This is a genomic window from Vreelandella venusta, from assembly GCF_007989605.1.
Taxonomy (GTDB): Bacteria; Pseudomonadota; Gammaproteobacteria; order Pseudomonadales; family Halomonadaceae; genus Vreelandella; species Vreelandella venusta.
In genome coordinates this window covers 15,704-34,894 of sequence record NZ_BJUL01000021.1, presented here as the reverse complement: position 1 = coordinate 34,894, position 19,191 = coordinate 15,704, and the positions used below count along the sequence as shown (strand labels likewise).

The 19,191-nt window shown below is 50.8% G+C and carries 17 protein-coding genes; 3 read left to right on the top strand and 14 right to left on the bottom strand.

Annotated elements, in window-relative coordinates; all coding sequences use genetic code 11:
- Nucleotides 1-120: 120 nt before the first annotated feature.
- Together HVE01_RS17185 and metH are read right to left on the bottom strand one after the other, a co-directional pair.
- Nucleotides 121-1,437 (bottom strand): MATE family efflux transporter, encoded by a 1,317-nt coding sequence (locus HVE01_RS17185; RefSeq protein ID WP_146945188.1) that lies wholly within the window; start codon nt 1,435-1,437, stop codon nt 121-123.
- Nucleotides 1,437-5,132, bottom strand: coding sequence for a methionine synthase (gene metH / locus HVE01_RS17180; RefSeq protein WP_146945187.1), 3,696 nt, complete (start codon nt 5,130-5,132; stop codon nt 1,437-1,439). The genes HVE01_RS17185 and metH overlap by 1 nt, the downstream gene beginning before the upstream one ends.
- 286 nt (nt 5,133-5,418) lie before the next feature.
- On the opposite strand from metH, the gene nfuA reads away from it, so the two are divergent.
- Complete coding sequence (nfuA, locus tag HVE01_RS17175; protein WP_125747898.1) at nt 5,419-6,030, top strand: Fe-S biogenesis protein NfuA; 612 nt, start codon at nt 5,419-5,421, stop codon at nt 6,028-6,030.
- Nucleotides 6,031-6,213: 183 nt separating this feature from the next.
- On the opposite strand, the gene HVE01_RS17170 is transcribed toward nfuA, so the two are convergent.
- Both HVE01_RS17170 and HVE01_RS17165 read right to left on the bottom strand, forming a co-directional pair.
- A complete protein-coding gene (locus HVE01_RS17170; protein WP_146945186.1) occupies nt 6,214-6,855 on the bottom strand; it encodes a TetR/AcrR family transcriptional regulator in 642 nt (213 codons plus the stop codon).
- Between the two features lie 239 nt (nt 6,856-7,094).
- Entirely contained in the window at nt 7,095-8,129 is a 1,035-nt protein-coding gene (locus HVE01_RS17165; protein ID WP_125747906.1) for a DNA-binding protein, read from the bottom strand.
- Nucleotides 8,130-8,332: 203 nt separating this feature from the next.
- On the opposite strand from HVE01_RS17165, the gene HVE01_RS17160 reads away from it, so the two are divergent.
- Nucleotides 8,333-9,529, top strand: a complete 1,197-nt coding sequence (locus HVE01_RS17160; protein WP_146945185.1) for a tyrosine-type recombinase/integrase — start codon at nt 8,333-8,335, stop codon at nt 9,527-9,529.
- 39 nt (nt 9,530-9,568) lie between these two features.
- Nucleotides 9,569-9,985, top strand: a complete 417-nt coding sequence (locus HVE01_RS17155) for a SufE family protein (protein ID WP_125747912.1) — start codon at nt 9,569-9,571, stop codon at nt 9,983-9,985.
- Nucleotides 9,986-10,007: 22 nt separating this feature from the next.
- Here HVE01_RS17155 and yidD read toward each other — a convergent pair whose 3' ends face one another.
- The 10 genes from yidD to gorA all read right to left on the bottom strand — a co-directional run bounded on the left by yidD (nt 10,008) and on the right by gorA (nt 19,039).
- A complete protein-coding gene (gene yidD / locus HVE01_RS17150) occupies nt 10,008-10,295 on the bottom strand; it encodes a membrane protein insertion efficiency factor YidD (RefSeq protein ID WP_146945199.1) in 288 nt (95 codons plus the stop codon).
- A gap of 86 nt (nt 10,296-10,381) precedes the next feature.
- Nucleotides 10,382-10,849 carry a phosphoribosyl-AMP cyclohydrolase gene (hisI, locus tag HVE01_RS17145; protein ID WP_125747915.1) on the bottom strand — a complete coding sequence of 156 codons (468 nt, stop codon included), beginning with the start codon at nt 10,847-10,849 and terminating at the stop codon, nt 10,382-10,384.
- Nucleotides 10,849-11,298 (bottom strand): transcriptional repressor, encoded by a 450-nt coding sequence (locus HVE01_RS17140; RefSeq protein ID WP_038484256.1) that lies wholly within the window; start codon nt 11,296-11,298, stop codon nt 10,849-10,851. Before HVE01_RS17140 ends, hisI begins: the two co-directional genes overlap by 1 nt.
- A 31-nt stretch (nt 11,299-11,329) precedes the next feature.
- Nucleotides 11,330-12,328 (bottom strand): alpha-L-glutamate ligase-like protein, encoded by a 999-nt coding sequence (locus tag HVE01_RS17135; protein ID WP_125747918.1) that lies wholly within the window; start codon nt 12,326-12,328, stop codon nt 11,330-11,332.
- Nucleotides 12,325-13,848 carry an inactive transglutaminase family protein gene (locus HVE01_RS17130; RefSeq protein ID WP_125747922.1) on the bottom strand — a complete coding sequence of 508 codons (1,524 nt, stop codon included), beginning with the start codon at nt 13,846-13,848 and terminating at the stop codon, nt 12,325-12,327. Before HVE01_RS17130 ends, HVE01_RS17135 begins: the two co-directional genes overlap by 4 nt.
- Before the next feature lie 38 nt (nt 13,849-13,886).
- Nucleotides 13,887-14,726: an ATP-dependent zinc protease family protein gene (locus HVE01_RS17125; RefSeq protein WP_125747925.1), complete on the bottom strand. Its 840-nt coding sequence runs from the start codon at nt 14,724-14,726 to the stop codon at nt 13,887-13,889.
- A gap of 241 nt (nt 14,727-14,967) precedes the next feature.
- Nucleotides 14,968-15,366, bottom strand: a complete 399-nt coding sequence (locus HVE01_RS17120) for an ectoine synthase (protein ID WP_125747927.1) — start codon at nt 15,364-15,366, stop codon at nt 14,968-14,970.
- An 84-nt stretch (nt 15,367-15,450) separates the two neighbouring features.
- Complete coding sequence (gene ectB, locus HVE01_RS17115) at nt 15,451-16,719, bottom strand: diaminobutyrate--2-oxoglutarate transaminase (protein WP_125747930.1); 1,269 nt, start codon at nt 16,717-16,719, stop codon at nt 15,451-15,453.
- A gap of 123 nt (nt 16,720-16,842) precedes the next feature.
- Complete coding sequence (gene ectA / locus HVE01_RS17110; protein WP_125747933.1) at nt 16,843-17,421, bottom strand: diaminobutyrate acetyltransferase; 579 nt, start codon at nt 17,419-17,421, stop codon at nt 16,843-16,845.
- 235 nt (nt 17,422-17,656) lie between these two features.
- A complete protein-coding gene (gene gorA / locus HVE01_RS17105) occupies nt 17,657-19,039 on the bottom strand; it encodes a glutathione-disulfide reductase (RefSeq protein ID WP_146945184.1) in 1,383 nt (460 codons plus the stop codon).
- Between the last annotated feature and the right edge of the window lie 152 nt (nt 19,040-19,191).

Below are 19,191 nucleotides of genomic sequence, written 5' to 3'. Positions count from 1 at the left end.
AAGCGAAATGGTCACGTCGAGACGGACGGTAATGTGCCGTCACCTTAACGCGGCTATCATATTCTACAAAAGAATATATAATTATCTTTTTATCGCCAAATGGTATTTAAGATTTGTGAGTCATGGCGTTTGAGCTAGCCAGCGTCGACGCTGCCACACCCACAAGAAGCTGCTGGAGTTGAGCGCACGGTAGAACAGCTGCACCAGCCATACACCAAGCAGCCCATATTCCAACTCAATGCCTACCCACCAGGCCAGTGGTAGGAACACTAGCCACTGCATGCTCAAAGTAAGCAGCATCACTGTTCGCTGAGCACCAGCGCCCATTAACGTTTGGGCCAGCACCAGTGCGGCAGCATCCAGGACTATCATTAGGCCAGTAATTTGTAAGGGGAGAATACCTAACTGAATGAGTGATTGGTCTTCAAAGAAAACAGCCAGAACAGTTGCCGGGAACAACAGCATAGGGAGTGCCAACACTGTCAGCAGCAAGCCAGCGACGCTTAATGCGTCGATTCCCCAGCGGTGTGCAGCCTGTTGATCATCACGCCCTAATGCCTCACCTACCAAGCTCATCGCCGCAACACCTACGCCGACTCCAGGTAAAATAAGCAGCAGTGATAAATTCACGAGAACATGGCCAACGGCAACACTCTGCGTGCCCATCCTACCTAATAGCCAGAACAGCACCACATAACCGGCGGCAAACCACACCTGTTGCATTGAGTGTGGGATAGCCAAAAATAGGGTGGTCTGTAATGAGCGCAAGGTCAGCTTTTGCCGAGTAAGTGCGTGGGCGTTATAGGTCACGCAAGCCCATATCATCAGCCCCAGCAGCAGCGAAAGCGTGGTGCCAATCCCTGCACCATTGGCACCCAGCGCTGGAAGGCCACCAAGGCCATAAATTAACCCCGCACTAGCGACCACATTAAACACATGCACAACGACGATAATACGCAGGTAAAGGTGTGTATGCTGTCGCCCGTTCCAGTAACCGCGAAAGCAAAGCGTCAGGGCAATCGCGGCTAACGATACAACGCGCCAGCGGAAATACTCTACGGCAATGGCCGTCACGTCATCTGCTGGGGTAATTAATTGTATTAATCGGGGAGCCTGCCACCACGCGAGGCAAGATAATGGTATGCCGATCATAACGGCGATCAGCAAGCCAGAGTGAAGTGAGCGAGTCAACGGAAAGTGTTCTGCGCCCAGGTCTTGAGAGGTTTGAGACTGAACGCTGGAAGAGAGGCCAAAAACTAGCGCCGTCATCATAAACATGGCATAGCCGCCGATACCAACACCTGCCAATGCCTCTTGGCCTAAATGGCCCACCAGCGCCGCATCAATAAGGTTGAGCATGCTCTGAGAGAGCATGCCCAGCATGATGGGTAAGGCTAAGCGCATGACCTTGCCTTGGCGGCGACCCACAGGCGACATTAGCTAGGGTCGTAAGAGAGCACTGGCGATAGCCAGCGCTCCATGTCCGCTAATGGCATCTGCTTGCGTTGTGCAATCGCTTCCACTTGATCCCGGGTGATTTTGCCGGTGGAGAAGTATTTGGACTGGGGGTGTGCGAAATACCAGCCGGAGACTGCCGCCGCAGGCCACATGGCAAAATTTTCAGTCAGCGCCAAACCGGTATTTTCTGTCGCATCAAGCAACCGGAATAGCGTAGCTTTTTCGGTATGGTCAGGGCAGGCTGGGTAGCCGGGAGCAGGGCGGATACCCTGGTATTTCTCGGCAATGAGCGCTTCATTATCCAGCGCCTCTTCCGGCACATAGCCCCAGAACTCTTTGCGTACACGCTCGTGTATGCGCTCGGCGAATGCTTCTGCCAAGCGATCGGTTAATGCTTGCACCATGATCGCGTTGTAATCGTCGCCTGCCGCTTCGTAGGCTTTGGAAAGTTCATCAACTCCATGGCCTGTGGTAACGGCAAAGCCGCCGATCCAGTCGGCTTTGCCGCTTTCTTTAGGGGCAATAAAATCCGCAAGACTGTAGCAAATTCCGTCACGCCCTTTAGTAGTTTGCTGGCGAATGTGGTGCAAACGCTCAACGACCTCGCTGCGGCTTTCATCGGCATAGACTTCGATGACATCGTCATCAACGCTGTTAGCCGGCCAAAGGCCAATGACGCCGCGCGCTTGAATGCGCTTTTCGTCGATTAGCTTGCGCAACATTACTTTGGCATCTGCAAACAAACTGCGCGCGGCTTCCCCAACTACTTTATCTTCAAGGATTTTTGGGTACTTGCCAGCAAGCTGCCAGCTCATAAAGAACGGTGTCCAATCAATTCGTTCAACCAGCTCTTCAAGATCGTAGTCATCGAAAGTTTTGAGGCCTAACACCTGAGGTTTAACTGGAGTAAAGCTGTTCCAGTCAGTACGAAAACGACGTTTACGGGCTTGGGTGTAATCCAAGTCTGCGGCTTTAGGGCGGCGTTTGGCGTTACGCTCGCGCACTTTTTCATACTCATCACGAATCTCGGCAACATAGGCAGCTTTAAGATTCGGCGCCAGTAAGCGACCCGCAACACCAACCGCTCGGGAGGCGTCGGTCACATAAATGACTGGGTGATCGTATTGAGGTTCGATTTTTACAGCCGTATGGGCTTTTGAAGTGGTTGCGCCACCAATGAGCAACGGTAGATTCATGCCTCGGCGCTTCATTTCTTTAGCAACATGTACCATTTCATCAAGCGATGGGGTAATCAGCCCTGAAAGCCCAATGATGTCAGCATTGTGATCTTGAGCCGCTTGCAGAATTTTTTCAGTGGGCACCATCACGCCAAGGTCAATAACTTCATAGTTATTACACTGCAGTACCACGCCAACAATGTTTTTGCCGATGTCGTGAACATCGCCTTTGACCGTGGCCATTACGATCTTACCCTTGGCTTTGGTCTCTTCGCTTTTTTCCGCTTCGATATAGGGAATCAGATAGGCAACCGCCTGCTTCATCACGCGAGCCGACTTAACTACCTGGGGAAGAAACATTTTACCGGCACCAAACAGGTCGCCGACCACGTTCATGCCATCCATTAACGGGCCTTCGATAACCTCAATGGGCCTGGCGGATTCGGCGCGTGCCTGTTCGGTGTCATCTTCTATATATGCCGTTATGCCTTTAACCAACGCATGTTCGATACGCTTATTAACCGGCCAACTGCGCCACTCCAGATCTTCTTTTTTGGCTGCGCCGCTGCCATCGCCCTTGTACTTGTCGGCAATGTCAAGCAGACGCTCGGTACCATCGCTGCGGCGGTTGAGTACAACGTCTTCTACCGCATCACGCAGCTCAGCGGGTAAATCATCATAAACCGCCAATTGGCCAGCATTGACGATGCCCATGCTGAGGCCTGCACGAATGGCGTGGTAAAGGAATACCGAGTGAATGGCTTCACGAACAGGGTTATTGCCTCGGAATGAAAACGAGACGTTCGACACGCCACCGGAAATCATCGCGTGAGGCAGGTGCTCACGGATCCACCGGGTGGCCTCAATAAAATCGACGGCGTAGTTATTGTGCTCATCTATGCCGGTCGCGATAGCAAAGATATTGGGGTCGAAAATGATATCTTCCGCAGGGAAACCAATGTCATCGACGAGTAAGCGGTAGGCGCGTTCACAAATTTCAGTTTTACGCGCAAAGGTATCTGCCTGGCCTTCCTCATCAAACGCCATAACCACAATGGCAGCGCCAAAGCGGCGACACTTGGTGGCTTGTTCACGAAACGCAGCTTCGCCTTCTTTTAGCGAGATTGAGTTGACCACCGCTTTGCCTTGAACGCACTTAAGGCCCGCTTCGATAATGTCCCATTTAGAGGAGTCGATCATAATGGGAACGCGAGCGATATCGGGTTCACCGGCGATTAAATTAAGGAAGCGCACCATCGCTTCCTGGGACTCCAACATGCCTTCATCCATGTTGATGTCGATAATTTGCGCACCGTTCTCGACCTGCTCCAAGGCGACTTCAAGTGCGGTTGTGAAGTCTTCTTCAACGATTAACCGCTTAAAGCGCGCCGAGCCGGTCACGTTAGTACGCTCACCGACATTGACGAACAGCGCGTCGGCTTCAATGTTGAAGGGCTCTAAACCAGACAGTCGGCATGCATAACTACGCTTTGCTATCTTGCGGGGAGGCATCGAACTGACGGCTTCAGCGATGGCTTGAATATGCTCAGGGGTAGAGCCACAGCAACCCCCGATAATATTAACCAAGCCACTTTCCGCGAATTCGCTGACAATGGCTGCCATTTCCTCTGGGGTTTGGTCATACTCACCAAACTCATTGGGCAGGCCCGCATTAGGGTGCGCAGAAACAAAGGTATCGGCTTTAGTGGCAAGCTCTTCGATGTAAGGGCGCAGTTCTTCAGCACCCAGGGCGCAGTTTAAGCCGACCGAGAGCGGCTGGGCGTGACGGACAGAGTTCCAGAAGGCTTCGGTGGTTTGGCCAGAAAGGGTGCGGCCTGACGCATCGGTAATGGTTCCGGAAATCATCACCGGCAGCCGAGTATTCAAGTCATCAAACAGCTCTTCAAGCGCATAAATAGCGGCTTTGGCATTAAGCGTGTCGAAGATAGTCTCGATCATAATAAGATCGGCACCGCCCTCGATTAACGCACTAGCCGCTTCATAGTAGTTCTCGCGAAGCTCGTCGAAGGTGACATTACGTTTAGAAGGGTCGTTGACATCCGGCGACAGCGACGCGGTACGTGACGTTGGCCCAAGCACACCAGCGACATAGCGTGGGATATTGGTTTCAGCCGCCACGGCGTCACAGACATTACGTGCCAAACGTGCCGACTCACGATTCAGCTCAGGCACCAAATCTTCCATGCCATAGTCTGATTGGGACAGGCGGGTGCTATTAAAGGTATTGGTTTCGATAATATCCGCGCCGGCTTCTAGATAGTCGCGGTGAATGCGCGCCACCAAATCCGGACAGGTAAGTGCTAATAAGTCATTATTACCTTTAAGGTCCGAGGGCCAGTCACGAAAGCGGTCACTACGAAAATCGTCTTCGCTGAGTTCGGCGTTCTGCAACATGGTACCCATGCCGCCGTCCAAAATCAGGATGCGTTGGGCAAGGCGTTGGGTAAGGGAAGCGGTCAAATCACTAGCAGCCATGGCAGGGGGAAGTCTCCAGCATCTCAGTCGAAAAGGATATTTTTATAGTCGTCGTCATAGTGTGAGCGGCGCCTATCATAACAAAGGGCACCCCATAGGGCAGCAAGTAAGGGCGTGAAGTTATTGCAGTATCTTAATGAGGCGCGCTCATATGCATAGGCAATAGCCTACTAAAATGGTCAGGATTGTGCTGGCGAGCAGTTTTGCTTACCATAGGCGTTAATGAAATAGTTATAAATGACATGTGATGTGGCCACGCCACAACCACGGGAGGATAACATCCCTTATGACCGCGACTATCGAAAATGATACCCAAGGTATTGATATTACTGACAGTGCTCAGGAGTATCTTGCTGAACTGCTGGAAAAGCAGAATGTTGAAGGCATTGCTGTGCGTATTTTCATCACCCAGCCCGGCACGCCTTACGCGGAAACATGTTTAGCCTATTGCCGCCCAGGTGAAGAAGAACCGACAGACGTTAAGCTTGAACTTGAAAAAATTAACGTATTTCTCGATAAAAACAGTTTGGCGTTTTTAGACGAGGCAGTGGTTGATTTTAATGCGGATCGTATGGGCGGCCAGTTAACCATCAAGGCTCCTAACGCGAAAATGCCTAAAGTTAATGCGGACAGCCCATTGGAAGACCGCATCAACTACACGCTTTACAGCGAGATCAATCCTGGGCTGGCGGCCCACGGTGGTGAAATCAAACTGGTAGAGCTGACCGAAGATAAGGTAGCGATCCTTGCCTTTGGTGGCGGTTGCCAGGGTTGTGCAGCGGTAGATTTAACGCTTAAAGATGGCGTTGAGAAAACGCTGATGGAGCGGATTCCTGAGCTAGCGGGTATCCGTGACGTGACCGATCACACGGATACAACGAACGCTTACTACCGCTAACGCGACTTAGCAGTACCGTTTGTGCTTCAAAAAGCCTGACAAAACGACGCCCCAAATGTTGGACACCCTGTCCGGCGTTTGGGGTTTTTTGTTGAAAATTAATACGATGAAGCGTTCAACTTGCTGATTGCGGGTAGCGTTAAATAATGGTGGCAGTGGTTATGAATAAACGTGACGTCAATCTCACCGACTATTCTTTGCAGGGGACGTCAGCATGTTCAAGCAGGCATCCGAAACGCTATCGGCAAAGGACGAGCAGTCTCTTGTTTGGGACGCAATAATGTCGTCCGTAGCGCCATGGACACCGGAATAGATTAATAGCGCTACCACTCTTGAGTTTTCAGGTGCCCACAGGCCCGCGGACCGCCCTCCCTCAATGATACTCAATAGCTGATCGAGAATGGCATTCTTAGCCTGATTGGAGCGATCATGGTGATGGTGATTGGTATAGACGATATCGTGTATTCGATAGGTGTCGACGTAGGTTTCGACGTTTGCTCGAATCCAGGCGCGAAGCCGTCCAATCCAGTCGCTTTGGTCGCAGGCCTCAAGCGCTTTCTCCAGATGAGCAAGGAAGTTTTCCGTGTAGCGATTGCCAAGCGCTACCAGGATTTCATTTTTGGAAGAAAAATAATGGTAGAACGTGCCTTTGGCCACGTCGGCGGCTTTGACGATGTCGTTGATCGTGGTTGCTTGAACGCCCTGTTCTAGAAACAGTGCTTCTGCAGCGTTCATTAACTCATTAAGTCGTACATCAGCAGGCTTTGTGCGGGGACGATTGCGCGGGTCGGCTGGTTTCTTTGCGTCAGAGGACTTTCCTTGCATTTCATTTTCTCAAGTATTGATAAAGATATGTAGTGTAAAGACAAGAAGCTTGGGTGTCTTTGGGAGCCTATACTAGCCGCTTGAACTTGACTATTGATTAGATGGTATTGCTAGCGGGCCCGGTTTTTAGGCTGAACCCCGCCTCCTTCCATCAAGCCAGAATAGAGAGTTAAGGCTTCTAAACCTGCGTAGCCAACCTATGTAAGCATTTGATACTTTTCATACTTATGGACTGTAGATCACTCGTTGGGTGGATTATCTGTTTTTTCTTGCGAGGAAATCGTCTCCGGCAGGGCTGTTAACTGTGCCTGAAGGGCTTCCATGCGTTGCCAGAGCTGTTGTTGCCAGTTCTCGTCTTGAAGTGCCGCCTTGTGCTGCTTTTCTAGTGCTTGGTGGGCTTTATCAAGCTCGCTTTGCAGGCTGGAGTGTTGCTCTTTTAGCGATACATTGTTGCGCTCAAGCTCGTCAAGGCGCTGTTGCAAGCTGCTGTTGTCTAACTGGTAGCGCTGCAGCGTATCTTTTTTGAGCTGAAGTTCTTTCGCCAAACTGTCTGAGCGCTGCTCCTGCTGGAGTAGGCGCTTTTGTAGTGCTTTTTCTTCCTGGGCGCGCTCTTGCCTAAGCGTGTCTAGTAACGCCATCAGTTTTCCTTCCGCTGCTTCGTTACGCTGCTCTTCCTGAGCAAGGCGCTGTTCCCAAGCGGCTTGGCGTTGTTGCAGCTCTTCAGTGAAGCGCTCTTTCAGTGAAGCGACATCGTGCTCAGACTGGGTAAGCAACTGCTGGTATCGCTTAGCATCTTGGTTGGCTTGCTCTGCCTGTTGCTGCCACTGATGCTCGTTCGCTTGGCTAGCGGCCAGCTCGCGATTAAGTGCTTCCAAGCGCTGTTCTGTATGTCGTAAATGCTCTGCAAGGGCGCTTTCTCGTTGCTGCGCATTGGCTGTTTGCTGAAGTGCTTCGGCAGCTTCCTGCTGGGCGCTCTCTACCTGCCGGTTAGCATCTTCACGATAGTGGACGAGCGCTTGATTGGCGACCTCTTGCGCCTCGCGCCATAGTTCGGTGGCGACGTTAACGATGACTTCTGGGACGCCCTTAGGTGGCGGAACATCGCGATTTTGCTCTCGTTCAATACGCCAATTACGGAAATGCTCACTGATTGTTGTGAAGCTACCGGTTCCCAGTACTTCCCGAATGCGTTGCACGCTAGGTGTGTCGCCGCGGGCGAGCAGAGTATCGATTGCTTGCTGAACATCACTGTATTGAATCCCGCTGCGAGCCATGGTGCTTATCCCTATCAGATTGGTAGCACCATTTTCATAGGGTTTGGTTAAAATTACAATAATTACGTAATACATAAAACGTAAAATTATTTACATATAGCATTATAAATTCAAGATTACTGCAATTATCTTGAATTTTAATACCGATAGCAGCACACTTAACCCATTGAAAAATCAGCCAGTTGCCATGGGAGGGCGTAGCGATGCCCGGAGAAGTTGAACAACAGCGAAAATACGTAGGTAAAAGCCTAGAGAATGCCAGTTGGCCTGATTTGCTGCCTAACCCTTCCGTACTCGCCACTCCAGGAACTGTCACGCCGTTAATTGATGCTCAAAGCGACATAGAAGCTGTTGCTGCGTGGTTAAGGGAGTACCAAGACAGCCCTCAAACATTGAAAAGTTACCGCCGAGAGGCGGAGCGCCTGCTGCTTTGGCTGTCTAGCCACGGCAGCTCGCTATGCGATATGAATCGCGAAATGTTGCGCCAGTACGACGCTTTTTTGGAAGACCCTCAGCCAGCCGAGCGGTGGGTGGGGGCAAGCAAGCCTCGCAATCATGCGCAATGGCGACCTTTTCGTGGCGGTCTCTCGCCAGCAAGCCGGCGGCAAAGTTTGATTATCCTGCAAGGCTTATTTAGCTGGTTAATAGAGGCGGGCTGGCTAGGCCATAATCCATTTGCGCTTATGCGCGACAAGGCGAGGCGGCTGAATAACCAGACGCAAACCATTGAGCGTTATTTAGAGCGCGATCTTTGGGCATGGTTTTGGCAGTGGCTGAATGCGCCAGCTGGGCACGCTAGTGAGCGAGAAGCGTATGAGCAAGCGCGGCGACGATTTATATTCAGTTTCGCTTATTTATTAGCGCCTCGCATTAGTGAAATGGCTAACGCTCGGATGGATGACTTTCAGGAAAGCGAGGGTCGATGGTGGTGGGTGGTGGTGGGTAAGGGGAGTAAGCTAGCGCGTATTCCGGTACCCGATGACATGCTCGAATGCATGCGCGAATGGCGGGAAGCCCTTGGATTAGCAGGCCTGCCTAGCCATTACGAACCCAGCCCGCTGATTCGTGCGCTAGATAAACGTCGCGGAATTAGCGATAACCAGCTTTATCGACTGGTTAAAGGTGTATTTAGCGAAGCGGCTGATGCGTTAGAAGCGCAAAATGGCAAGTCTGCATATGTGAGTGCACTGCGTCGTGCAACCCCTCACTGGCTAAGGCATACGTCGATTACCCATCAAGCACAAGCGGGAGTAAGCCTGCGCTATTTAGCCGAAAGTGCCCGCCATTCTAAGCTGGATACGACGAGCCGCTACTTGCACACCGAAGGTAATGAGTGGCATCAAGAGCAGCAGCGTCATCGCTTGAAAACGGCCCCAAAAAAGACGCCTAACCCGTTATAATGCCAGTATATTGAGTACACCAACCCCAAAGGTAACGCCATGGCAACTTCAGGCGCTGAACTGGCCCAGCAAGAACTGGTTGAAGAGTTTGAAATATTTGATAACTGGATGGATCGTTATCAATACATTATCGATATGGGGAAGCAGCTGCCTGACTTTCCGGAGGAGCAGCGGACTGAGGAGTATAAGATTCAGGGCTGTCAATCCAACGTGTGGATGTGCCACGCAGAGCAGGGCGACAAGCTGATCTTCAAGGCAACATCGGATGCCGCCATCGTATCAGGATTGATCGCGTTACTGCTAAGAATCTATAGCGATCGTACGCCTGATGAGATTAGCCAAACCGAACCTCACTTCTTGAAAGATTTAGGTTTGGACAAGCATCTATCACCAACCCGCAGTAACGGCTTGCATGCCATGTTGGAGCGTATTTACCAAGTGGCAAAGCAGTCGTAATAGAAAGCAGGCTGCGCATAAATCAGTGTTGATGATCGCATTTATGATTACATTCAGAGTGTGGCGGCGCTGTTAAGTCGGGGTCTTCACGGCACAATTGCTCGCTTCTGCCGCCGGGCACGGGATCGATACCGCCCGCACTGCCTGGGTGGCAGCGCAGAATGCGCTTTATTGCCATCCAGCCGCCTTTGAAAGGACCATGCACTTGAATGGCCTCAACGGTATAGGACGAGCAGCTTGGCCAGAAGCGACAGCGCGGCCCTAGAAGAGGGCTAATGGTATATTGATAGACCTTGATACAGCCAATCATAGCGATGCCAAGAGCCTTCAAGGCCCAGTGCTTTGCTTGGGATAGCGGCTTTACGACTATTTCTTTTACCACGATTTCTTTTGCCACTATTTTTGGCCGTAAAGTGCCGCAGGGTCGATAAGCGGCTCGCTGGTAATTGCCGCCTGCTGTTCGTTTACCGATAAGTAAAAACAGCTGCGTCGACCGGTGTGACAAGCGGGTCCCGTCTGGTCGACTTGCAGTAATAGCGTGTCACCATCGCAGTCGAGAGCCGCAGACTTCAGCTGCTGTTGCTGACCCGAGGTTTCACCTTTACGCCAGAGCTTTTTGCGCGAGCGTGAATAGTAGCAAACACGCTGTGTTGCTAGCGTTTCTTCGAGCGACTCGCGGTTCATCCAGGCCATCATTAGCACTTCGCCCGAATCAAACTGCTGGGCAATGGCTGGCAGCAGGCCTTGTTCGTTAAAGCGAACTGCGTCAAGAAGCGTTTCTGTCCCGGGCAGCGTGTCGGAAGGGCTGGCAGACTCTAGGGCTTTGAATAGGTCGCGCGGGGCTAATTGGTCAAAACGTGACATTACTCATTACTCGCAGATCGGCAATTTTGGCACAGGCCTTGAAGCTCTATCGTTTGGCGCTCGACGTTAAAGCCTTGGCGTTTGGCTAATTCGGCCAGTTGAGCGCTTATTTCGTCTAGGTGAAGCTCTTCAACATAGCCACAGTGGCGGCAAATTAACAGCTGAAAGCCATGGGCATGCTCCGGGCAAGCACAGGCAACGTAAGCGTTTTGTGACTCTATCCGATGCACGAGACCTTGCTCGATAAGGAAGTCGAGAGCACGGTAAACCGTGGGCGGTCTTGCTGCGGCATGTTCAGTGGATAGTTGGTCTAACAAGTCATACGCTTTTAGGCCGCCACCATTCTCAGCAATCAACTCTAATACTCGGCGGCGAATAGGTGTAAATCTCACGCCTCGGGTATGACACTGGGATTCCGCTTGTTGTAATAGCGTATTAGCTTCTGTCATTAGGGCACTCGTTGAACGGGATATGCGTAGTCTACGCTGTCGCCGAAGAAGTGTCAGGCGTTTCTACGAGTTCGCTTTGGCGGGCAAAGTGGTGCTGTGCAAACGCTACCCGTTTAGCGACGGGAACACCGTCAGGCTGCTGTTCGATCAGGTCAAGCCGGCGACGAAGTCCTTCCCCGTTGGTCATTTGAATCGCAAGCCCGGGGCGCGCATTAAGCTCAAGCAGCATGGGGCCATGCTTTCTATCTAGCACCATGTCGGTACCAAGATAGCCAAGTCCGGTCATCTCGTAGCAGCCTGCTGCTAGGTGGAGCAGGGTATCCCACTGTGGGACAACCAGACTTGCCAAGTCGTGACCTGTATCTGGGTGGCTGAAGCACGGACGATCAAACTGCACTCCACGTAGGGCCGCGCCTGTGGCAATGTTCAGTCCAACACCTACGGCCCCTTGGTGAAGGTTGGCCTTGCCATCCGACGCGGCGGTAGAGAGCCGCATCATGGCCATTACTGGGTAACCTTTAAACACGATGACTCGGATGTCGGGAACGCCCTCATAGGTATAGGCCATCAGACTCTCATCGAAATTGATCAGTGTTTCGATGACGGCGACATCCGGTGAGCCGCCTAGCGAATAGAGCCCAGAAAGTATGTTCGAAACATGGCGCTCAATATCTTCAATCGACAAGCTGGCACCGCTCGGTTTGATAAAGATACCCTCTTGTACCTTTTCAATAACAAGTATGCCTTTTCCGCCACTGCCTTTGGCAGGCTTGATTACAAAGCCCGAATGGCCACTTAACATCTCGCTGATATGCTTGACCCCAAACTGAGTCGTGACTGTGCCAATGAGCTCTGGCGTTGTAATGCCGTAGCGTTGCGCAAGAAGCTTGGTTTTCAGCTTGTCGTCAACCAGCGGATATAAACGTCGGGAATTATAGCGGCCGATGTAGCGAATATTTCGCCGATTCATGCCGATAATTCCCTTATCTCTAAGTCGTGTCGGCCATGTCCAGTTCTTTAGCCAGCTCATGAGGATTTCTCTTCATCTGTAATCGGCTTAAAGCGGCGTAGCTCTAATAAACGGTAGCCTGTATAATTACCAAGCAACAAGATGAGCGCCATTAGAATGAACTGAACGCCCAGGAAGTTGAAGGTAATGTGGCGAACCCAGGGGTTGTTCATGGCAAGGAACGCCAATACAGCGGTTAAGAGGCTGCCCCCGCCTTGGATCAATACCTGCTTCGGCCCTTCCTCCTCCCAAAGAATCGACATCCGCTCAATCGTCCACGCCAGAATGATCATCGGGAAAAATGTCACAGTTAACCCAGCATTAAGGCCCATACGATAAGCGATGACGGTAAAAATTGAGATGATTGCTATGACAGTGATGATGACCGCTGAAACCCTCGCTACCAGCAATAGATTGAGGTATGACAGATAATTACGAATGATCAGCCCCATGGCCACAATCAGTAGGAAGCCAATTAAACCTGTTAGCAGGGTGGTTTGAATAAACGCTAATGCAATCAGCACCGGCATAAACGTGCCCGATGTTTTTACCCCAACCAGCACTCGTAAAAACACCACTACCAGCGCGCCAATGGGAATTAGCAGAATCGTTTGGAAAAGTGCCTGTTCTTCCAAAGGAAGGCTATGGATAGAAAAGTTGAGTAGCGTGTCGTCGGAGTAGTGGTTGCGAACCGCCGCAGAAGCCGGTTGGTAATGGGTTAACATTGAAAAGGTGACGCGCGAATTGGTGCCGCCCTGAACTTCTAGCACCGCGCGACCACCTGTTTCCCAGAGCAGGAGATTATCGGGCTTTCCTTGCTCGCCGGTGGTGGGGTTAAAGAGTGTCCAGGTTTCTGCAGATTCATCGAACACTTGAATCCAGCTGCTGAGGGTTTGCCGACGACGGCCATCTTCCATCAACAACCCACTGACTTCCCTTGCTTGAACACCTGCTTGATTCAACAAGCGCACAATCAGTGGCGATGGCTGTTCCTGGGTTAAGAGTAGTCGCGCATTTTCGCCTTGGCGTTCGCCGTTAATATCTAAAATCAATTCTCTCGCAAAGGTGGCGTTATTGGCGCTACGTGACCAAGCACGTTCAATTAATTGGTTAGCGGCTGTGTCATACGGGCTTTCCCAGGGGGGAATAGACGATAATTCTGGTGGCGTTTGTACCGGTGAGCGCGCATCTGGCGAAACCAGCATTTGCACCGAATAGTAAAGCTGCTGGCTGCCAGCGGCATTACGAATAGTCCACTCAGCCTGACGACCTAGCTCATCTGCTTTATAGGCAAGCCCATAGCCAGAAGACGCGGTGTTTTCGGTCAAAACCCGGTACCCAGCCTGATGTGAAGGCAGTGCTAGATCAACCTGCACAGGGCCGTCCTGGGCATTAAAGTTGATAACAGCTTCGATTTCCCATACTTGGCGCTGCTCGCCAGGTAGCCAGGGGATTTCGAACTGGACATGTCGATGCACACTGGCGGCAATACCAACTAACAGCAGTAGTCCAACGATTAAATAAAACGGCAACCGTGACATCATGATTCCTTTCAGCGAAAAACGGCGGGGGAGAGCTGTTACTCTTCAGTATCGTCTTGATCTGCTGCTTCATCGTCAGCGGCTTGATCAGCAGGTTCACCGCCTGGGAATTCTGGACGCTCGTAAAGATAGGTCTGAGCAACATCAATGGTGGCAATATCCATCATGAACCGTCGTCCTAACAGCACTGGATAGTCTAGATGGGTGCGATCATTGAGCGTGAACTCAACGTTTTCGCGGATTGGCCCCAGGGTCATTAAAAGCGAGATCACTGGGCGAGACTCTTCACCAGATGCCTGAACAATACGCACCCTGCGTACAATTGGCGCTTCGATCCATTCATCACGCACGCGATCTACGACCACGTCATCGTCATTTAGTGCCAACTTAAAGCGTACCCAATTTTCACCGTCACGTTCAAAGCGGGTAATGTCGGCTGCTGATAGCGATGAAGTGTTGGCTCCCGAATCAACGCGTGCCTTCAAATAAGTGCCAACACTGGGTAAACCAACCCATTCGCTGCGGCCAAGCAGTGTTTTGTTGTCTTGAGCAGCATCAACGTCACACTCTTCACGAATAATAACGGGATCTTCACCGCGAGCTTGTAGGCCAGCCACGTCTTGGCGCAAGTAGCGCAAGAGACTGCCGACTTCGCGAACATCAGCTGTCAATGCTTGCTGCTGGTTAAGCTGCTGCTCGTGCAGTCGTGCAGACGTGGATGCACACTGCTGAGCAAGAGAGGTTTCAAGTTCGAGGATGCGGGTGTTAAAAGACGCTTCGCTTAATGGCGGCGGCTCATTCGTTTCTGGCTGTGTCACAGCACAGCCTGCAAACGAAAGCGACAAACCCGCCATTAGACACAATACACCTGGGCGCATAACGTGAGATATCCTTAAACAAGAAGAGCATGAATGATAAGGAGAAGGACATTACATTGTCCAACTTGATCCGCCGGTTTTGAAACCTTTATTTATCTGATTTAACATAATATATATTATGCGAACCTAGGTGGTCTCATATACATCACGTTAAATCCCGCTCATCAATGGCAACCCTCACAAAAACAGCCTGCTTTTTTAGCAGGCTGTTTTTTCATTGGCCAATCTCTGGCGTTAAGCTTTACTCACCAGTAGGTGCGGCGTATGAGCCATCTTCCTGGTGTACTTCGTTGCCAGTGATAGCGGGAGTAAATACACACGCAACGGTCATGCCTTTTTCTTTACCGCGTAACAGGTGTTCGTCGTGCTGATCCAGCAGATAAATATCGCCTGCTTTGATCGGCCAGATTTTGCCATCGGCCAAGGTTTCTACCTCGCCTTCTCCTTCATAGCAAAACACAGCTTCATAGTGATTTTTGTAATGAATATGCGTCTCAGTGCCTGGGAAAATACGGGTGATATGAAATGAAAAACCCGCATTATCATTGGCTAGAACAAGACGCGTGCTGTCCCAGTTGCCATTCTCGGCGGTGACAAGACGATCTGTTTTACGTGCTTCTTCAAGGTTACGAACGATCATAGAATTGCTCCGTTATGAGGCACTTAGTATTAATCAACGCGGCCCAGTGCTGAATTGATGCTACTGAATTAGCCTAACGCTAAATCACGCTTGGATAACAGCATTGACAGAGGCTTCTAGAATATCCAGCGCTTCTAACAAGTCCTCATCACTGATGGTCAGCGGGCATAGGCATTTGACGACTTCGCCGTCTTGGCCGCTGGTCTCAATAATAAGGCCGTGCTCAAATGCTTTGCTGGTGATCTTGTCAGCAATATCGCCTGAGACAACATCAATTCCGCGCATGAGGCCACGTCCACGCTCAGTGGCAGGCATGCCGTTCTCGCTGAGTAAGGCCGCTAGCTTTTGGAAACGCTCTTCAACAATACGCGCTTTGCGCTGAACATCACGCTCAAAAACATCGTTGGACCAATATTTTTTAAGTGCGGCCGTGGCGGTCACCATCGCCAAGTTGAAGCCACGGAACGTGCCGTTGTACTGACCAGGCTTCCATTTATCAAGTTCTGGACGCATCAATACATGGGCAAATGGCAGTCCGAATCCAGAAAGTGATTTTGAATTCGTCACGATATCGGGCGTGATGCCCGCGTGTTCAAAGCTAAAGAACTTGCCCGTGCGGCCGCAGCCTGCCTGGATGTCGTCGATGATCAACAGAATATCATGGGCGCGACAGATGCTTTCTAGACGCTTGAGCCACTCTAGGCCTGCTACGTTAATACCGCCCTCGCCTTGCACGGTTTCGACAATAACACCCGCGGGTATATCGAGGCCGCCAGATTTATCGTTAAGCAATTTTTCGAAGTAATCCAGCGTATCTGCATGCTCTCCCATATAACCATCAAAGGGTAAAAAGCTTGCACCCTGAGTGGGAATGCCGCCGGTCGCTTCGCGGAATTTGCGGTTACCTGTGGTTGCCAGTGCTCCCATGGTGACGCCGTGGAAGCCGTTGGTAAAGGTCACAATGTTATGGCGACCTTTAGCAACACGGGCCAAACGGATGGCCGCTTCCACTGCGTTAGTTCCGGTCGGGCCCGGCAGGTGTACCTTGTAGTCTAAGCCACGCGGTTTGAAGATAACTTCTTCAAGGGTTTCTAGGTAATCGCGCTTTGCCGCGGTCCACATATCCAGGCCATGAACAATGCCATCTGTTGACAGATAGTCGATCATTGCCTGTTTGAGATGTGGGTTATTGTGACCGTAATTGAGCGTGCCGGCACCGGCTAGGAAATCAATATACTCACGACCATTCTCATCCGTTAAACGAGCATTCTGTGCTTTGGTAAATACAACGGGGAATGAGCGCGAGTAAGTACGTACGTTAGATTCCATGCGTTCAAGCGTTTGGGTCTGCATTAACGACCTCCTTTTTAAATCATTGAGTCAAGCGTGGGACGAACTGGCGGAAACAGCGGCAACCAATTTAAAACGTAACCAGCTAGCAAGAGCCGCGCATTGGGCAAGAGTTGGTTCGTTCGGTTACATGCTGTCTGTTTGAAATGGACCTATACGAACTAGGTTTTCAGGATCATGCTCTCCACCGAGTTGTTCGGTAGAGAAATATTCACGGCTGTTTAACGGGGCTTGCCAACGGGCAGCGAGGCGGCGAAATAGACCCCAAGAGGCCTGATTGTCGGGCGTGATCGTCGTTTCCAGGTGATGCACATTATCAAGTTCTGGGCGCGACATAATGGCTTCGACTAAACGGCGTGCCAAGCCAGTACCACGTGCTTTTTCACCAACGGCAACCTGCCATAGAAAGTACGTGTCCGGCGCATTGTCTTTCACATAGCCCGATACAAACCCAACTATCTCACCCTCTTCATTTGTCGCCACCGCGCAGGTGTCACGAAACTGGGTTGCCAGCAGTAGATAAGCATAAGCAGAATTAACATCAAGCGGCGGGCAAGCTTTTATCAACTCGTAGATGCCCCAACCATCATCTGCATTTGGCTTGCGAATGAATAATGGAGTAGACGCATGCCCAACCACAGCATCAGCGACTGTTGGGCGAGCAAGGTCTGCAGAAGGGGTAAAAGGTATTATTGGCGTGCTCATGGTTATGCTTCGCTGTAGCGAATTTGAGCGCCATTATAACAGCTGATTATGAGCAATTCAAAAATCATATTATTCATCCTGTGCTTTTCCATAAATTTAAATTATAAAAGCCGCTCTGCCTGCGAAAATTAGCTGAAAGATCCGCTATATTGAAAGAGTTTAGATCAACCTTGCCTGGCTGCTAGACAAAAAAAGGCGAGCCAATGCTCGCCTTAAAAATATGAATTCTATGTAATCAATTGCGCGTGGCTGTTCTCATTGTTACAAACTCTTCGGCACCTGTTGGATGGATGCCGATGGTGCGATCGAAATCTTCTTTTGTAAGCCCAGCTCTGACCGCAATGGCGATCCCTTGTATCAACTCTCCAGCCTCTTCACCGACCATGTGAGCCCCTACGACAACATCAGTAGCATCATCAACGATTAGCTTCATCAAGGTGCGCTCTTGGCTGCCTGATAATGTATGCTTCATTGCTTTAAAGTCCGCGCTATAAACGCGAATTTTGCCAATGTTTTCTCTAGCAGCCTCTTCAGATAGCCCTACTGTTCCAATATTGGGATGACAAAAAACAGCCGTAGGAATCGTGGCGTAGTCTAGCGGTTTAGGTAGTGTTTCATTGAAGTGGATATCGACGAGCTGCATCGCCTCCGCTAGTGCTACGGGCGTCAGTTCAGGTCCTTGGGTCAAATCGCCAAGCGCCAAAATTGAAGGAACCGCCGTCTCATAGCGTGCATTCACTGGGATTTTCCCTTTGCTATCAAGGTGAATGCCCAATGCTTCAAGCCCTAGCCCCTGTGTATTGGCATGACGTCCTGTTGCGGCTAAAACGACATCTACCTCTTGGACATCACCGTTCGTCAAATACACGTTAAACGCGTCACCATTGGGTTCAATCCGTTCGATATTGGTATTGAAATGCAGATTGACGCCTTTTTTGCTCATTTCATCTCGGGTAAAAGCTCGAACCTCTTCATCAAAGCCTTTTAGAAACAGGTCTCCACGATAAATCAAATGGGTTTCACTACCGAGGCCGTTGAATATGCTTGCGAACTCAACCGCAATATAGCCGCCCCCCAACACCAGGAACCGATCCGGAAAGGCGTCAAGGTCAAATACCTGATTTGAAGTGACTGTATATTCACTGCCAGGAAAATCAGGCACCCATGGCCAGCCACCTGTCGCTAGCAGTATCTTTTGCGCGGTTACTTGGGTAACGCCCTCTTCAGAAGCCAGTGAAACGCTATGTGCCCCTGTAACGGTTGCTCTAGCATGAAGCAATACGACTCCAGCGCCCTCTAACATCCGCTGATAAATACTGTTTAGCCGTTTAATTTCACTGATTTTATTATCGCGTAGCACTGACCACTCAAAGACAGCAGGCCCAGGTAATTGCCATCCAAAGCCCGCGGCATCATCGAAGCTATCGTGAAAGTGGGCCGCATAGGAGTACAGTTTTTTAGGCACGCAGCCGACATTGACACAAGTGCCGCCCAAGTAACGATCTTCTGCTATGGCCACTCTGGCACCGGTTGCCGCCGCCATTCGCGCGGCGCGAACGCCCCCTGACCCTGCTCCAATTACTAGTAAATCGTATTCATATTCCGCGTTATCCGCCATGTGCTACTCCTATCCTGAACCATTGCATGTACTTATCGGTCATGTGCTTGCTGACAGCGATCGCTAAGCACAAAGATTGACCTTAGATTCCGAGAAGGTTAAAACCCCTCTCTCTGTATCCTAGTTTGCTCTATCTTGAACCTAACAGCTCC

What these genes read in the sequence shown, in the direction of transcription:
- HVE01_RS17185 (WP_146945188.1), bottom strand. Translation starts at nt 1,437, where the DNA reads ATGTCGCCTGTGGGTCGCCGCCAAGGCAAGGTCATGCGCTTAGCCTTA.
- metH (WP_146945187.1), bottom strand. Translation starts at nt 5,132, where the DNA reads ATGGCTGCTAGTGATTTGACCGCTTCCCTTACCCAACGCCTTGCCCAA.
- nfuA (WP_125747898.1), top strand. Translation starts at nt 5,419, where the DNA reads ATGACCGCGACTATCGAAAATGATACCCAAGGTATTGATATTACTGAC.
- HVE01_RS17170 (WP_146945186.1), bottom strand. Translation starts at nt 6,855, where the DNA reads ATGCAAGGAAAGTCCTCTGACGCAAAGAAACCAGCCGACCCGCGCAAT.
- HVE01_RS17165 (WP_125747906.1), bottom strand. Translation starts at nt 8,129, where the DNA reads ATGGCTCGCAGCGGGATTCAATACAGTGATGTTCAGCAAGCAATCGAT.
- HVE01_RS17160 (WP_146945185.1), top strand. Translation starts at nt 8,333, where the DNA reads ATGCCCGGAGAAGTTGAACAACAGCGAAAATACGTAGGTAAAAGCCTA.
- HVE01_RS17155 (WP_125747912.1), top strand. Translation starts at nt 9,569, where the DNA reads ATGGCAACTTCAGGCGCTGAACTGGCCCAGCAAGAACTGGTTGAAGAG.
- yidD (WP_146945199.1), bottom strand. Translation starts at nt 10,295, where the DNA reads ATGATTGGCTGTATCAAGGTCTATCAATATACCATTAGCCCTCTTCTA.
- hisI (WP_125747915.1), bottom strand. Translation starts at nt 10,849, where the DNA reads ATGTCACGTTTTGACCAATTAGCCCCGCGCGACCTATTCAAAGCCCTA.
- HVE01_RS17140 (WP_038484256.1), bottom strand. Translation starts at nt 11,298, where the DNA reads ATGACAGAAGCTAATACGCTATTACAACAAGCGGAATCCCAGTGTCAT.
- HVE01_RS17135 (WP_125747918.1), bottom strand. Translation starts at nt 12,328, where the DNA reads ATGAGCTGGCTAAAGAACTGGACATGGCCGACACGACTTAGAGATAAG.
- HVE01_RS17130 (WP_125747922.1), bottom strand. Translation starts at nt 13,848, where the DNA reads ATGTCACGGTTGCCGTTTTATTTAATCGTTGGACTACTGCTGTTAGTT.
- HVE01_RS17125 (WP_125747925.1), bottom strand. Translation starts at nt 14,726, where the DNA reads ATGCGCCCAGGTGTATTGTGTCTAATGGCGGGTTTGTCGCTTTCGTTT.
- HVE01_RS17120 (WP_125747927.1), bottom strand. Translation starts at nt 15,366, where the DNA reads ATGATCGTTCGTAACCTTGAAGAAGCACGTAAAACAGATCGTCTTGTC.
- ectB (WP_125747930.1), bottom strand. Translation starts at nt 16,719, where the DNA reads ATGCAGACCCAAACGCTTGAACGCATGGAATCTAACGTACGTACTTAC.
- ectA (WP_125747933.1), bottom strand. Translation starts at nt 17,421, where the DNA reads ATGAGCACGCCAATAATACCTTTTACCCCTTCTGCAGACCTTGCTCGC.
- gorA (WP_146945184.1), bottom strand. Translation starts at nt 19,039, where the DNA reads ATGGCGGATAACGCGGAATATGAATACGATTTACTAGTAATTGGAGCA.